This is a genomic window from Actinomadura sp. DC4 (assembly GCF_030406325.1).
Taxonomy (GTDB): domain Bacteria; phylum Actinomycetota; class Actinomycetes; order Streptosporangiales; family Streptosporangiaceae; genus Actinoallomurus.
In genome coordinates this window covers 102,788-115,764 of record NZ_JAUEQY010000030.1, presented here as the reverse complement: position 1 = coordinate 115,764, position 12,977 = coordinate 102,788, and the positions used below count along the sequence as shown (strand labels likewise).

The 12,977-nt window shown below is 72.5% G+C and carries 14 protein-coding genes; 6 read left to right on the top strand and 8 right to left on the bottom strand.

Features of this window, described 5'->3' with window-relative positions; all coding sequences use genetic code 11:
• Window positions 1-2,304 (top strand): fibronectin type III domain-containing protein, encoded by a 2,304-nt coding sequence (locus QWU11_RS37270; protein ID WP_290119236.1) that lies wholly within the window; start codon window positions 1-3, stop codon window positions 2,302-2,304.
• A 107-nt stretch (window positions 2,305-2,411) separates the two neighbouring features.
• Entirely contained in the window at window positions 2,412-3,026 is a 615-nt protein-coding gene (locus QWU11_RS37265; protein WP_290119235.1) for a hypothetical protein, read from the top strand.
• Window positions 3,027-3,139: 113 nt separating this feature from the next.
• Here QWU11_RS37265 and QWU11_RS37260 read toward each other — a convergent pair whose 3' ends face one another.
• Together QWU11_RS37260 and QWU11_RS37255 are read right to left on the bottom strand one after the other, a co-directional pair.
• On the bottom strand, window positions 3,140-3,841 hold the full coding sequence (locus QWU11_RS37260; protein ID WP_290119234.1) for a TetR/AcrR family transcriptional regulator: 702 nt from the start codon (window positions 3,839-3,841) through the stop codon (window positions 3,140-3,142).
• A gap of 52 nt (window positions 3,842-3,893) precedes the next feature.
• Complete coding sequence (locus tag QWU11_RS37255; protein ID WP_290119233.1) at window positions 3,894-4,808, bottom strand: phosphotransferase; 915 nt, start codon at window positions 4,806-4,808, stop codon at window positions 3,894-3,896.
• Window positions 4,809-4,886: 78 nt separating this feature from the next.
• Here QWU11_RS37255 and QWU11_RS37250 point away from each other — a divergent pair, with 78 nt between their 5' ends.
• Window positions 4,887-5,060: a hypothetical protein gene (locus tag QWU11_RS37250; RefSeq protein WP_290119232.1), complete on the top strand. Its 174-nt coding sequence runs from the start codon at window positions 4,887-4,889 to the stop codon at window positions 5,058-5,060.
• Window positions 5,061-5,066: 6 nt separating this feature from the next.
• On the opposite strand, the gene QWU11_RS37245 is transcribed toward QWU11_RS37250, so the two are convergent.
• The 4 genes from QWU11_RS37245 to QWU11_RS37230 form a co-directional block, all read right to left on the bottom strand.
• Window positions 5,067-6,548, bottom strand: a complete 1,482-nt coding sequence (locus QWU11_RS37245; RefSeq protein ID WP_290119231.1) for an FAD-dependent monooxygenase — start codon at window positions 6,546-6,548, stop codon at window positions 5,067-5,069.
• 85 nt (window positions 6,549-6,633) lie between these two features.
• A complete protein-coding gene (locus QWU11_RS37240) occupies window positions 6,634-6,798 on the bottom strand; it encodes a hypothetical protein (RefSeq protein WP_290119230.1) in 165 nt (54 codons plus the stop codon).
• A gap of 58 nt (window positions 6,799-6,856) precedes the next feature.
• Window positions 6,857-7,651, bottom strand: coding sequence for a GAF domain-containing protein (locus tag QWU11_RS37235; protein ID WP_290119229.1), 795 nt, complete (start codon window positions 7,649-7,651; stop codon window positions 6,857-6,859).
• A 210-nt stretch (window positions 7,652-7,861) separates the two neighbouring features.
• Complete coding sequence (locus tag QWU11_RS37230; RefSeq protein WP_290119228.1) at window positions 7,862-8,488, bottom strand: TetR/AcrR family transcriptional regulator; 627 nt, start codon at window positions 8,486-8,488, stop codon at window positions 7,862-7,864.
• 104 nt (window positions 8,489-8,592) lie between these two features.
• Between QWU11_RS37230 and QWU11_RS37225 the strand changes: the two genes are divergently transcribed.
• The 3 genes from QWU11_RS37225 to QWU11_RS37215 all read left to right on the top strand — a co-directional run bounded on the left by QWU11_RS37225 (window position 8,593) and on the right by QWU11_RS37215 (window position 11,529).
• A complete protein-coding gene (locus QWU11_RS37225) occupies window positions 8,593-10,185 on the top strand; it encodes an MFS transporter (RefSeq protein ID WP_290119227.1) in 1,593 nt (530 codons plus the stop codon).
• 152 nt (window positions 10,186-10,337) lie between these two features.
• Window positions 10,338-10,697 (top strand): V-type ATP synthase subunit F, encoded by a 360-nt coding sequence (locus QWU11_RS37220; RefSeq protein WP_290119226.1) that lies wholly within the window; start codon window positions 10,338-10,340, stop codon window positions 10,695-10,697.
• A gap of 97 nt (window positions 10,698-10,794) precedes the next feature.
• Window positions 10,795-11,529, top strand: a complete 735-nt coding sequence (locus QWU11_RS37215) for an HAD family hydrolase (protein WP_290119225.1) — start codon at window positions 10,795-10,797, stop codon at window positions 11,527-11,529.
• 7 nt (window positions 11,530-11,536) lie between these two features.
• Here the strand turns inward: QWU11_RS37215 and QWU11_RS37210 are convergent, their stop codons facing one another.
• Together QWU11_RS37210 and QWU11_RS37205 are read right to left on the bottom strand one after the other, a co-directional pair.
• Window positions 11,537-12,235 (bottom strand): CBS domain-containing protein, encoded by a 699-nt coding sequence (locus QWU11_RS37210; protein ID WP_290119224.1) that lies wholly within the window; start codon window positions 12,233-12,235, stop codon window positions 11,537-11,539.
• Window positions 12,232-12,975, bottom strand: coding sequence for a PIG-L family deacetylase (locus QWU11_RS37205; protein WP_290119223.1), 744 nt, complete (start codon window positions 12,973-12,975; stop codon window positions 12,232-12,234). The genes QWU11_RS37210 and QWU11_RS37205 overlap by 4 nt, the downstream gene beginning before the upstream one ends.
• Window positions 12,976-12,977: the final 2 nt, after the last annotated feature.

The following is a 12,977-nucleotide window of genomic DNA, read 5'->3' as shown; positions in this document are numbered from 1 at the left end:
GTGGCGAGCGCGGACACGGTTCCGCCGCCCGCGCCGGCATATCTGCAGACCACCGGGCAAGGGACCGCCGCGCCGACCATTTCGGGAGTGGTCCAGGATCCGCAGGATCGTATCGCCACCGGCAAGTTCTTCGTGACCGACCCATCGGGAAACCCGGTCGGCGGAACGCCGACCGCGTACGGCGACATGCCGAGCGGCCAGCGGGTCAGCTACCGGTTCCCGGACGGCGCGCTCCAGCCTGGAACCATCTATCACTGGAGCATGCAGGCATGCGTGGACAACGTGTGCTCGGATTCGACAACGGCCCAGACGCTCCGGGCGGGAAACGTCTCCGCGCCGTCCGCGCCGCCCGAGCAGCCGACCACGTCCACGTCCATCACGGGAAGCGCGCTGGTGAGCTTCAAAGGGATGAGCTCTTCACAGAGCAGCTGTTCGAGCTGCGGCGTCACGACCGGAGGCGATTTCAGAGTCGGCGCGGATATCACCGGAGCGTCGGCCCAGTGGACCTCGGGTCTCAAGCCGGACCTTTCCGCGATCCCGGCCGACGCGCGGATCATCACGGCGTCGCTGAACCTGTCGCAGTGCCGGTACCCCGTCCAGCCGCCTCCCGGGGGAGGCGCGGCCATGCGGCCGAGCGGAATCCCCGTTCCCGCGTACTGGACCGGGCTCCTCGATATCTTCCCGGCAGACAGCGATGTCGCCACTGCGAGCACGGGGGCGCAGCTGGCCGCCGCCGCCGACACTGACGCCGTGGCGTCGGACGTGGGCAGCAGACAGGCATGGGACATCGCCTCCGTCGTCCAGAGCTGGGTCATCGGCGACACGCCGAATGACGGCCTGGTCCTCAAGGCGCACAACCCGGCGGAGCCCAACGGGGTGATCTATTGCTCGCCTGCGCAATCCGCCTCGGCGGCGGCCATCACGGTGACGTACGAGGCACCGGCCGCCCCCGGCAGGCCGCAGGGGCTGGTCGTGACCGCCGGCGACTCGGGGCTGCGGGCGCACTGGTCGGTCCCGGCCGACGCGGGCGACCAGGGCGGCGTCACCGGATATGTCGTGCAGGTCGTCGACCCATCGGGCAACACGGTGCGCACCGTGTCCACCGACGACGACTTCGCCGTGGTCAACGGATTGACGAACGGAACGGCGTACACGGTACGGGTGGCCGCGGTGAACGCGGACGGCACCGGCCAGCCCGCCGTCCTCGTCACCCCGTCGACGCCGGTCGCCGTGGCCGGCGGTGCAGGTCAGTACGTTCAGGCCGCACAGCAGTTCCTCGACGCCAGGCAGGGCCTGGATGAGGGGGTGTATCCGAACGCCGCCGCGGCGATCCAGGCGAGCTCGGCCGGCGCCCTCTTCGGTGACCGGCTGACCATGGAGGCTCCCCAGGACCTCGCCTACGGTGCGGACCTGAGATCGGCCGGTGAGGGGCCGAAGAACGGTGTGAGCAGCCTGACGAACACCCTGGCGGTCCCGTCGGCCGACGGGTCGGCCGTCTCGGTCTACACCACCGATCAGCTGACCTATGCGACCGACATCGCGGTCACCGACCCGCCGGACGGCAGCGTGACCTGCTGCAGCCGGCGCGACAACCTCCTGTTCGCCTTCTCGGTCCAGGGCGCGCCGAAGCTGACGGGACTCGTCGACGCGTCGGACGCGGAAGACCAGGTCGGTTCTTCGAGCGACGTCACGGCCGCATCCGACACACTCGGCGATTTCAATGACTCGGACGGCAACGACCCCGCGCCCTTGGACACATCAGCCGTTCAACCGACGCCCGCGCCGAACATCATGCGGCCCAACATCTTCTATCCGAACAGAAGAGGCATCCAGACCTGGGCGTGGAACAACGCCTATCACCGTAACTTCAACGGCTACGGCGATGACTGCACCGACTTCGTCTCGATGGCCCTTCATATCGGCGGCGGCATGAAGATGACCTCATATTGGAAGTGGCATGCCCACCACACCAACGACCATTATTGGGCGCACGACTGGAGCGGCTCCACCTACTCTTGGGGTGGTGCTCCCCATCTCGCCCAATACCTCGCCAATTATGGAAGTGACTGGGTTCGCTACTACTCTCAGGCGAATTACGGGAACGTCGTCTTCGCGAACTGGCGGGGCGGAGGTTTCAAGGGAATCAGCCACGCCGGCGTCGTCGTCGGGGTCTACGGGACCAACGACTTCATCGTCGCCCAGCACAGCCGCAATGTCCGCGAATGGTTCCACACCTGGGTGTCCTATGCGCGTAGCCACGGTCACGAGGGGACCTTCTGGGTCGCTTCCGTACACTCGAAGTGACGAGCCCTCGTGCCCGGTCCGTCAAGGAAACGCGGACCGGTCGGGAGAACGGCACCGCCGGTGAACGCCGGTGCCGTTCTCACGATCGTTAGGAGGTCGAGCGTCGCATGAGCAAGAGACGATGGAGGCTGTGGGTGGCGCTGGCCGGTGTTCCGGTCGTGGCCGCCGCCGGTGTCTACGGATTGAAGAGCTGGGACGAATGGCGTGCCCGGACGGCGGAGCGCATGGGAGCGCCGGTCGTCGTCGCACGCTTCACCGCGCCGGACGCCCGTACGTGGGAACTCGTCGCCCAGCATCAGTGGATGCGCATGGCGCACCCGCACGACCACCTCTGCCTGGACGTGGTGCCGCCGGGCTTCACGGCGGGAGCGATGGGCAACTGCGGTTTCGACCCCCGCCTGCCGATGAGCGACTATTGGGCGGCGAACGCCCTCGCCCCGGTGACGCCGTCGGCGCCGCCTCCCCACCGGGCACCGGTCTACTACTGGGGTCCGACACCGGACGACGTGGTGAAGGTCCGGCTCAGCGGCACCGGCCTTCCCGCGTACGACGTGCCGACGAAGCCGCTTCCGACAGGCCACGGCATCGCACCGGGACGTTACTTCCTGGCGGACGTCGACCCGACGGGCCGGATCTCCGGATACTCCGTTGCCGGAGGTAGGTACTGGACCGTCCGCTGGCTCGACGCGGCCGGGCGGCCGGTTCCCTTCCGGCCGTTCTGACCGCCGCCCCTCAGCGGTCCTGACCAAAAGGACCGGTCGGGCTCCCCGACCGCCGCGTACCTGCGGTCCTTCCGGTAGGGAACGACCTGGGCCCGCGTCGTGTCTCCGGCCGGTCAGTCCGGGAAGCCGATGTGGCGGCCCAGGCCGCGCATAGCGTGCTCGAAGACGGCGGCCAGGTCGGTGATGACGTTGTTGTACTGCCCGAACAGCTCGAAGCTGACCGCGCCGAACAGGCCGGGCCAGCCGGTCACCGCCCGCGCGACCATGTCGTCGGGCACGTCCGGCAGCAGCACCGTGCGGATGGCGTTCGCGTCGCCCGCGAACGTCGCCGGCGCCGGCGGGTAGCCGCCCGGCGGGTCGAGCACACCGTCGCGGTGGGCGTCGCCGAAGATCCCGCCGAACACCAGCACGGTGCGGGTCGCGGGGGCGATGGTGTCCTCCGGCGCGCTGTAGCCGGGCACCGGAGAGCCGTAGAGCAGGGCGTACTCCTGGGGGTGTGCCAGCGCCCAGTCGCGGAGCGCGTGGCAGACCGCGAGCCATCGGCCCATATGGTCGCCGCGCGGGCAGGCGGCCTCGGCCTTCTCCACCGTCTCCGCCACCGCGTTGTACCCGTCGATGATCAGCGCGGTGAGCAGGTCGTCGCGGCTGGGAAAGTAGCGGTAGATCGCCGAGGAGACCATGCCCATCTCGCGGGCGACCGCCCGCAGGGACAGCCCGGCCGCGCCGTCGCGGCCCAGATGCCGCCGGGCGATGTCGGTGATCTCCCCGATCAGCTCGGCCCGCACCCGCTCTCTCGCCGTACGGCTCGCGTTCATGACCTCGACCATAACAGAGCGTCGTTATGAAACGAGAGCGCCGCTCCAGAGATCAGCCGGCGACGGCACGCCCGAGACCCGCCAGGGCCTCGGTCAGCAGTGTCTCCCGGCCGGTGGCGGCGGCGTACTCGGCGAGCGCCGCGCACAGGAACACCGCCAGCACCCGCGCCCGTACCTCCCTCTCCTCCCCGACCGGCCCGTACGCGGACAGCAGTGCCGTACGCGCCGGGCCGGCGAACCCGGCATACGCGAGCGACAGGTCGACGGCGGGATCGGCCACGCACAGGTCGCCCCAGTCGATGACGCCGGAGGCCCGCGCGTCCGCGTCCACGAGCAGGTGCCGGATGTGCAGGTCACCGTGGGAGACCACGGCGGCGCCGGTGCACGGCCCGAGGCGTTCGCCGTCGGCGAGGAGACGTTCGACCGCCGGATCGAGCGTCCAGACGCCGTCGCGCGTGAGCCGGGCGAGCCGTTCACGCGCGAACGGCGAGCGCACGGACGGCTCGGCCCGGCTCTGCGGGTCGCGTGGCAACGCGACTCCCGTCACGGGCACCAGCCGCGGGTCGTGCAGCGCCCGCAGGAAGGCGCCCAGACCGGCCGCGGCGCCGGCCCGCGCGCCGTCGGCCAGGCCGGCGTCGGCGAGCTCGCGTCCCGGCAGGTGCCGCGCGCCCCAGAACGGCCAGGGGAACGCCGGCGACGGGCGGCCGGCGAACTCGGGTACGGGCACGGGCAGCGGCAGCCGGGGAGCGAGCCGGGGCAGCACGTCGATCTCCCTGCGCAGGCCCGGCAGCGCGACCGCGCGGCGAGGGAACCGGAAGATCCACTGTTCGGCGACGAGGAACACGGTGTTGTCCCAGCCGGTGGCGAATGCCTCGACGGACGCGCCGCGCAACCGCGGGAACTGGTCTCCGATGAGGTCGGCCGCCGCGTCCGCCGTCACGAGGTGCTCGGGTTCCCAGCCGTTCACCGTGGGACGGTACCGCACGGCGGAGCGTGAGCGGCGGGCTCTAGGGTGGGGTTACGGAGACGCATGAGGAGGCACAGCATGGAGTCCGAGCCCAAGGGCCGGGACGACGAGCAGTCGCCCGAGGAGGGCGGGGACGAGCATCCCCAGTCCAAGACCGCCGCGGAGCTGTCCGACCGGGCCGCCGAGTCCGTCGGCCGCCGCTACGACGGCACCAAGGAAAGCGTCCACGAAGAGCACGGTCACGACGACTGAGCCGTCTCAGTGCGCGACGCGGTCGGCCGACGGGCCGCACCACGCGCTGAGCGCCGTACGGATCGCGGCGGCCCGTCCCGCCGGGTCGGCGTCGTCGTCGGCCCACGCGATGTAGCCGTCCGGCCGTACGAGGACGACCGTGCGGGTCGCGCCGCCCGCGACGGCCAGGTCCACGCGGTCGGCCCATCCGCCGGGCCGCGCGGTGTCCACGTCGGCGCCGGGCGGCACGACCAGCAGGAACCGTCCGGGCCGTAGCGCGCGGTACAGCGTGCGCGGCGTGCCGCCGGCCAGAGGGATGTCCGGCGCCCGGCGCCCGGTGAGCGGGTGCGCGCCCGGCGGCGCGGCGTACGCGAGGTCGATGCCGGAGACCGCTCCGGCCATGCGGCGCGCGATCCACCGGGAACGGCTCGCGGCGGCCAGGAGCGCGTCGCGTACGAAGCGGAGCGCGCCCGGCCCCAGGAGCGCGCCGCGCAGGATGACTCCGCTGGTGCGCAGCACGCGCCGCCCGACCGGATACCGCTCGTCGTGGTAGGTGTCGAGCAGCCCGTCGGGCGCCCAGCCCTTCACCGCGGCGGTGAGCTTCCAGCCCAGGTTGACGGCGTCCTGCAGCCCGGTGTTCATGCCCATGCCGCCGGCCGGGGAGTGCACGTGCGCGGCGTCGCCGGCGAGGAACACCCGGCCGTCCCGGTAGCGCGGCACCTGGCGCTCGTCGCTGTGGAAGCGTGAGATCCACCGCGGGTCGTGCATGCCGAGGTCGGTGCCGAGGACCCGCCTCACGATGTCGCGGACCTCGTCGAGGGAGACCGGCGCGGACTCCGGCGGCTGGCCCCGGCGGTTCCAGGCGATGACCCGGTGCCAGCCGTCGCCGAACGGCACCGTGAAGACGACGCCCTCACCGGTGGCACGGGCCGTCACGGTGTCGACGGGCGGATGGAGGAGCCGCACGTCGCAGATCACGACCGAGCGCACGGCCGAGCGGCCGGGAAACGGCAGGCCGAGTTCACGGCGGACCACGCTGTGCACGCCGTCGGTGCCGACGACGTAGCGCGCCCGCCGGGTGTAGGTCCCGCCTCCGGCGTCGCGCACGGTCAGGTCGACACCCTCCAGGTCCTGGCGCAGCGCGACGACCTCGGCACCGCCCGCGATCTCGGCGCCGAGCGCCCGCGCCCGCGTGCCGAGGATCCGCTCGGTCTCGTACTGCGGAGTGATCAGCAGGTACGGGAAGCGGCTCGGCAGGCGGAAGAAGCCGAGGCCGAACGAGCCGAGGCCGGAGACCCGCACACCGGTCGCGATGAGGTCACGTGCGAGGCCCCTGGCGTCGAGGAGCTCGAGTGTGCGGGCGTGCACGCCGAAGGCGCGCGTCAGGTTGGACTCGCCGTCGCGGCGTTCGAGCAGGGTGCAGGAGACGCCGGCGGCGGCCAGGTCTCCGGCGAGCAGCAGTCCGGTGGGGCCGCCGCCCACGATGAGCACGTCGCTGTCGGGAAGCATGGTCTCCCCCAAGTCGTCCGGTCACCGCAGGTGACCGTCACTGACGACCTTCCCCCGACGCGCCCCGTTCGCACCTGATCAGGGGTTATTCGGCGTGCTCGCCGCTCTCCGGCGCCTGCGTGCGCCCCTCGACCTCGCGGCGGACCTCACGCTCGGCGCGCTCGCGCGCCTCGGCGAAGTAGCGGCGCGGGTTGCGGATCATGCGCTCCGACCGGTCGTCGGAGTCCTGCACCACCAGGTCTTCCGGCATGGCCCCCACTCCCTTTCTCTCGTCAGTGTCCGGTCACGTGCGCGAAAGGTCAATCGATTCAACGCACGAGCCGCCGCAATCCCTCCTCGGCGGCTCCATAGGCCAGCGCGTCCGCGAGCAGGCCCGCGAGCAGCCGTACGAACGGCACCTCCGAACGGCTGACACCACCGACGTTCATCGCGTCGACGGTGAGCATCCCGTACGCCGTGTGCCCGGCGACGACCGGAACGGCCACGAAGGATCGGTAGCCGTGCTCGGCCGAGCCGTGCCAGCCCTCCGGCGGGTGCCGGTCGACGTCGGAGGACTGCAGGTGGTCGTTGTGCCGGATCATGGCGAAGACGGAGTCGCCCTCGGCGGTGCCCTCCTCGAAGACCGTCACGGGCGCGTCCGCGCGGCCGGCGTACTGGGCGGGTTCGAGCCGGCGCGGCCGGCCGTCCTCGATGCGGAACCAGCACGCCCGCACCCGGCGGCCCTTGATGAGGTGCGCCGCCGAGTCGAGGATCATCGGGATCGTGGCCTCCCGCAGGTTGCCGCGCTCCTGCCGGCTGGTGGCCGTCGCGATGCGCCCGAGCTGCCGCACGATCGGGTCGAGCGCGTCATTGATCGTGACCCGCATCTCGACCGCGGCGTCGATCGCCGCGCGCTCGGCCTCCTTGCGCTGGCGTTCCTTGCGGATCTGCTCGTAGCCGGGCACCGCCGCGCCGACCACCGTCATGGCGATGCTGAGGAGGACCCACCAGGTCTTCATCGGCCCGCCCTCGGCCGCCTCGGCACCCGCCACCGCCACCATGGCGACGGAGGCGACGCCGATGCCCGTCGTGAGGTAAATCCTTCTCTGCGGTGGGATGCGCACGCTCGGGAGATTAAACGATCACTCTGCCGTTCTGCGCATCGACGGCATATGGACGCGACATCAACGCCATTTCAGGACAGACCCTTCCCCAGTCTCCTGCGGCGGGGACGGTCCGCGATCCCACGTCCGACCAGCGATGAGTCCCGGCGGCGGCACCGGCCCGACGACGCGGGAGTGCTCGTCGATACGGCCGTCTCTCCCCGCCGGAGGTCAGCCGCTCGCGGACGGCCGTACGGCCGCGGTGACCGCCGCGTCGGCCCGCGCCGCGGGGACGCCTGCGGCGATCAGGCAGGCGCGTGCCGCGTCCCGTGCCGGCTCCGCGCTCTCCCACACGCCCTCGTTGACCGCCTGCAGGAGCCCCAGGAGCAGTGACTCCAGGCCCTGGGCGAGCACGGCCGCCGGCAGGTGGCCCGCGAAGTCCCCGCTCCGCGCGCCCTCCTCCAGCAACCCGGCGAGCCGCTCCCGGGCCGGGCGCAGGTGGTCGCGCATCCCGGCGGCCGTCAGGCTGCGCTGGGCCAGCGCGATCAGCAGCCGGTAGCGGTCGCCGATCTCCCAGGTCGCCATCGTCGAGATCACCAGCGCCTCGACCGGGGATGCGGTGTTCTCCGCGCCGCTCCCCAGGGCCTCGGTGACCTCGCGCGCGGCCTCGTCGGCGATGCCCGCGATGAGCGCCTCACGGCTCGGGAAGTGCCCGTACACGGTGCGGCGCACGACGCCCGCGGCGCGGGCGATGTCGTCCATGCTCAGGTCCGGATCGCGGCTCAGCTCGTCCGCGGCGACGGCCAGGATGCGCCGCCGGTTGACCTCCGCGCGGCCGGGCCGCCTCGGCTCGCTCATGTGACTCCTTTCACAAGCGCCGATTGTTGCACACCACTGTGCAGATAAATAGCTTGCACAGTGGTGTGCAAATACGCGCCCCTTACGCAAGGAGAGGAACGAACATGCCGTTGATCGCGACCACGCCGGTCGACCACGCGGACCCGCCGTACCCCCGCCGCCGGGCGGCGCTGGCGGTGCTCTGCCTGAGTCTGCTGATCATCGTCATGGCGAACACGTCGCTGCTCGTCGCGGCCCCCGCCATGACGCGGGACCTCGGCCTGAGCGGCAGTGACCTGCAGTGGGTCATCGACGCCTACACCGTCCCGTACGCAGCGCTGATGCTGGTCATGGGGGCGATCGGGGACAAGTACAGCCGCCGGGGCGCGCTCCTGGCCGGCCTGGCGGTCTTCGGCGCCGGCTCGGTGACGGGCAGCCTGGCGCACAGCACCGCCGCGGTGATCGCGGCGCGGGCGGTGATGGGCGTCGGCGCCGCGATGATCATGCCGGCCACGCTGTCCCTGCTGACCGCGACCTTCCCGCGCCGCGAGAGGGCACGGGCGATCACCGTCTGGACGGCCACCTCGGGCCTGGCCATCGCGGCCGGGCCGCTGCTGGCCGGCCGGCTGCTGGAGGGGCACGCGTGGGGCCTGACATTTCTGATCAACGTGCCGGTCGCGGGCGTCGCCATGATCGCCGCCCTCGCGGTGGTCCCGCCGTCCCGCGCCGCCGTCTCGGGCCGCCTGGACCTGGTGGGCGGGCTCCTGTCGGTCGTCTTCCTCGCCTCACTCGTCTACATGATCATCGAGGGGCCGCGCTTCGGCTGGGGCCCTGGGGCGATCGGCGCCGCCGTGCTCGCGGGGCTGGGCCTGGCCGGGTTCGTCGCATGGGAGCTGCGGCACCCGCGGCCGATCCTCGACGTCCGCAGGTTCGCCGACCGCGCCTTCGCCGGGGCGAACCTGGCCGTCATGCTGTTCTTCCTCGCGGCGTTCGGCTCGATCTACTACCTGACGCAGCACCTGCAGTTCGTCCTCGGGTACGGCCCGCTGGCCACCGGCGTACGGCTGCTGCCGCTGGCCGGCGCGGTGTTCGCGGGCGCGGCCGTCACCGGTGCGCTCACCCCGCGGGCCGGCATGCGGGTGACCGTGACCGCCGGCATGGCCCTGGGCACGGCGGGCGTCCTGCTGCTGACCCGCGTCGGCGACGGCTCGGGGTACGGCGACTTCCTCGCCCCGCTGCTCCTGCTCGGCGCCGCGATCGGCCTGAGCGTCTCCCCCTGCACCGACGCGATCATGGGCGCCTTCCCCGAGAAGCAGCTCGGCGTCGGCGGCGCGGTCAACGACACGTCGCTGGAGCTCGGGGGTTCGCTCGGCATCGCGATCCTCGGCTCGATCCTGGCGAGCACGTACGCCTCGGGCGTCGACGCGGCCGTCGGCGGACGGCTGCCGGCCCAGGCCACCGAGGCGGCCGGGGAGTCGGTCGGCGGTGCCCTCGCGGTCGCGCGGAAGGTCGCCGAGACCGCCGGCCCCGGACCGGCCGCGGCCCTCGTACGCGCGGCCGACCACGCGTTCGCGCACGCCGTCGCGCACACCAGCCAGGTCGGCGGGATCATCCTCGGCGCCGGCACCGTGGTCGTCGCCCTGCTGCTGCCCGGCAGGCGCCGGGCCGTCCCGGAGGCGCCGCACGAGGCCGCGGACAAGGCCACGGTGTCCGTCTGAGACGAGGCGAAGGTCCCGGCGGACCGCCGGGGCCTTGACGCGCGCGCGGCCCGTGGCCGGAACGGGGCGTTCCGGCGAACCGGGGCGAAGGTCCCAGGTCTGACTTCCGTGCGGCCCTGCCCCGGCGGGCGCCGGCCAATGAGCATGGGGACATGCCGACACTCCGTGACCTCCTCGACCGGTTTCACCCGGACGGCCCGGCCGGTGAACCCGTACCCGCCGGTGTCATCGGAGCTCTCGAACCCGTGGCGATCGACGATCCGCCGTCCGCGCGCCCTGCACCGGAGAAGCGCGGCGCGGCGAAGATCGCGGTCATCGGGGAGAGCGGCAAGGTACTCGGGTTCGGCCTCGCCGGGGCGATCGTGCTGCCCGCCGAGGGCCCGGAGGCCGTACTCGCCGCCTGGCAGTCGCTGGGCGAGGACGTCGCCGTCGTAGTGCTGACCTCGCGCGCGGCACGGACCCTGGCCGGCCGGACGGCGTCGTGGCCGCTCACGGCGGTGATGCCGCCGTGAGCGGGCCAGAGTCGCGGCTGGGTGAGGGCACGCGGAGCCGGGAAGGCTGAGGGAGAGGAGAGCTCGCGCGGCGATCACGGGAAGAGGTGAACCGGCCATGCGCACCGGCACCGGAGAGTGCGTGCTCGGGGGCGACATCACGGCTGTGATCTTCGGCGTGGACGGCGTGGTCATCGACAGCGCCCGTACGTCGGCGGGGGCCTGGAAGACCGTCATGGACCCGTTCCTGCGCGCGTACGCGGCGGCGCACGAGACCGCCTTCACGCCGTTCGGCGTGCGCGAGGACTACCTGAGGTACACCCACGGCAGGCCGAGGATCGCGGGTGCGCGCGACTTCCTCGCCTCACGCGGCGTCAGCCTGCCCTACGACGACCTTCGCGCCCTCACGATCCGGCAGGAGGAGTTCTTCCTCGCCGAGGTCCGCCGGCACGGCGTGAGCCCGTTCGGCTCCGCCGTGACGCTGATCCGGGAGGCCCGTAGGCGCGGCATCCGCACCGCCGCGGTGTCCACGCAGCGGCACGGCGGCGAGGTGCTGCGGAGCGCCGGTGTGGTGGCCATGTTCGACATCGTCCTGGACGGGCTCGACGCGCCCGGCACCGGCCTGCCGTCCGGCCCGGACTCGGCGCTGTTCGCCCAGGCCGCCCTGCGGATGGGCGCCCAGCCGCGGCACACCGCGGTGGTGGAGGAGATCGGCTCGGCGGTCGCGGCGGCCCAGCGGGGCGGGTTCGGGCTCGTCGTCGGCGTCGACCGGCTCGGCGTCGCCGGAACCGGCGAGTGCGGCGCGGACCTCATCGTGACGGACCTGTCCGAACTCCGTGTACACGCGGCCTGACCACCGCTCACAACCGGGCGTGCGGCGCCGGCGTGACGTCGTCCACCTTGTACGTCAGGTGGTCCATGACGGTGAACACACCGGCGACGTGCGCGATGGCCCCGGCGAGCCGGAGCGCGGCGGAGTGGCGTTCGAGCCGCCCGCCGATGGTCACGGCGCCCCTCGTCACCGCGACGTCGAAGTCATCAGGCGGCATCCCCAGCGTGTCCTCGATGATGTCGTAGAGGATCTCGCGGCGGATGTCCTCGTCCGGGCGCTCGTACACCGCGAGCACGTCGGACCTGGTCACGGTCCCGGTGAGCCGGCCGCTCACGCCGTCGACCACCGGAAGCTGGTGGACGTGGTGCCGGTACATCGCGCGCGCCGCCTCGCGGGCGGGCATCGCCCCGGTGACGGTCACCGCCGGTGAGCTCATCAGGTCGGTTGCCAGCCTCTCCCGGCCTCCGTACCTCGTGGGCCGCACGGCGCGCCGGAACCACCGGTCCAGCCGGCCGACGATCCGGTCGCGGGGAGCGCAGGACTCACGGGGCTCGCCGCCGAGCAAAACGTCGTCGTCCACGATCTGCCCGATGACCCGGTCCTCGGCGTCGACCACCGGCAACGAGGAGACGTGGAAACGGCGCATCGCCGAGACGATCTCGGCGAGGCGCGCCCTCTCGCGTACGGCCACGGCCTGGTGACGCATCACGTCCGCGACCGCGATCACGGCCGTCTCCTCCCCTTCGCCGGCGCCGCCTCGGCGACCGCCGGGACGAGCCAGCGCAGCCATTCGCGGTCCCCCTGGACCTCCAGCCGCGCGAGCTGGGTGCCGCAGCCACCGGCCTGGCTGACGTGGGCGCTCATCGCGTACCGCTGGATCGTGCGGGCGACCCGCAGCTCGAAGTCGATCCGCGTCCCCGCGTCCCCGGTCACCGACAGCCCGGTGGCCTCACGTACGACCTTGGCCACCTCGTGCGGCAGGGTCCAGCCGAGCACGGGTACGGCCGCCTCCCGGCCGGCCTGGCAGGCCACGCACGCCGCCGTACGATCGACCACGCGCCCGTCGACGGTGAGGATCAGGTCGACGGACCATTCGCCGATCATGCGGATCACGCGTTCGGCGAGCTGCGCGGTCGGGAGCCGGCGCATCTCGGCCTCCGGATAGTCCGCGAGCAGGCAGTGCACCGCCCGCAGGGCCGACGCGGCCCGGTCCAGCTCGAACGGGCGGATCACCTCGAGCTGTTCCATCGAGTCGTTGTACGGCGACTCGTCCCCCCGGCTGAAGGCGAGAACGCTCACCTGGCTGCCACCACGGCGGAAGGCGTCGAGTACCGCACCGAGGTAGCAGGCCTCGTCGCCGGGCCTCGCCACGACGGCCAGCACACTCCTGGCCTCGGGGAGGGCCGTACCGGCCCCTCCCGGTTCGTGCGCCCCTGATGACGGCCGCATTCCGGTCTCCGCGGTCATCT

Coding starts and splice junctions, on each gene's coding strand:
- QWU11_RS37265 (WP_290119235.1), top strand. CDS start 2,412: ATGAGCAAGAGACGATGGAGGCTGTGGGTGGCGCTGGCCGGTGTTCCG.
- QWU11_RS37260 (WP_290119234.1), bottom strand. CDS start 3,841: ATGAACGCGAGCCGTACGGCGAGAGAGCGGGTGCGGGCCGAGCTGATC.
- QWU11_RS37250 (WP_290119232.1), top strand. CDS start 4,887: ATGGAGTCCGAGCCCAAGGGCCGGGACGACGAGCAGTCGCCCGAGGAG.
- QWU11_RS37245 (WP_290119231.1), bottom strand. CDS start 6,548: ATGCTTCCCGACAGCGACGTGCTCATCGTGGGCGGCGGCCCCACCGGA.
- QWU11_RS37240 (WP_290119230.1), bottom strand. CDS start 6,798: ATGCCGGAAGACCTGGTGGTGCAGGACTCCGACGACCGGTCGGAGCGC.
- QWU11_RS37230 (WP_290119228.1), bottom strand. CDS start 8,488: ATGAGCGAGCCGAGGCGGCCCGGCCGCGCGGAGGTCAACCGGCGGCGC.
- QWU11_RS37225 (WP_290119227.1), top strand. CDS start 8,593: ATGCCGTTGATCGCGACCACGCCGGTCGACCACGCGGACCCGCCGTAC.
- QWU11_RS37220 (WP_290119226.1), top strand. CDS start 10,338: ATGCCGACACTCCGTGACCTCCTCGACCGGTTTCACCCGGACGGCCCG.
- QWU11_RS37215 (WP_290119225.1), top strand. CDS start 10,795: ATGCGCACCGGCACCGGAGAGTGCGTGCTCGGGGGCGACATCACGGCT.
- QWU11_RS37205 (WP_290119223.1), bottom strand. CDS start 12,975: ATGACCGCGGAGACCGGAATGCGGCCGTCATCAGGGGCGCACGAACCG.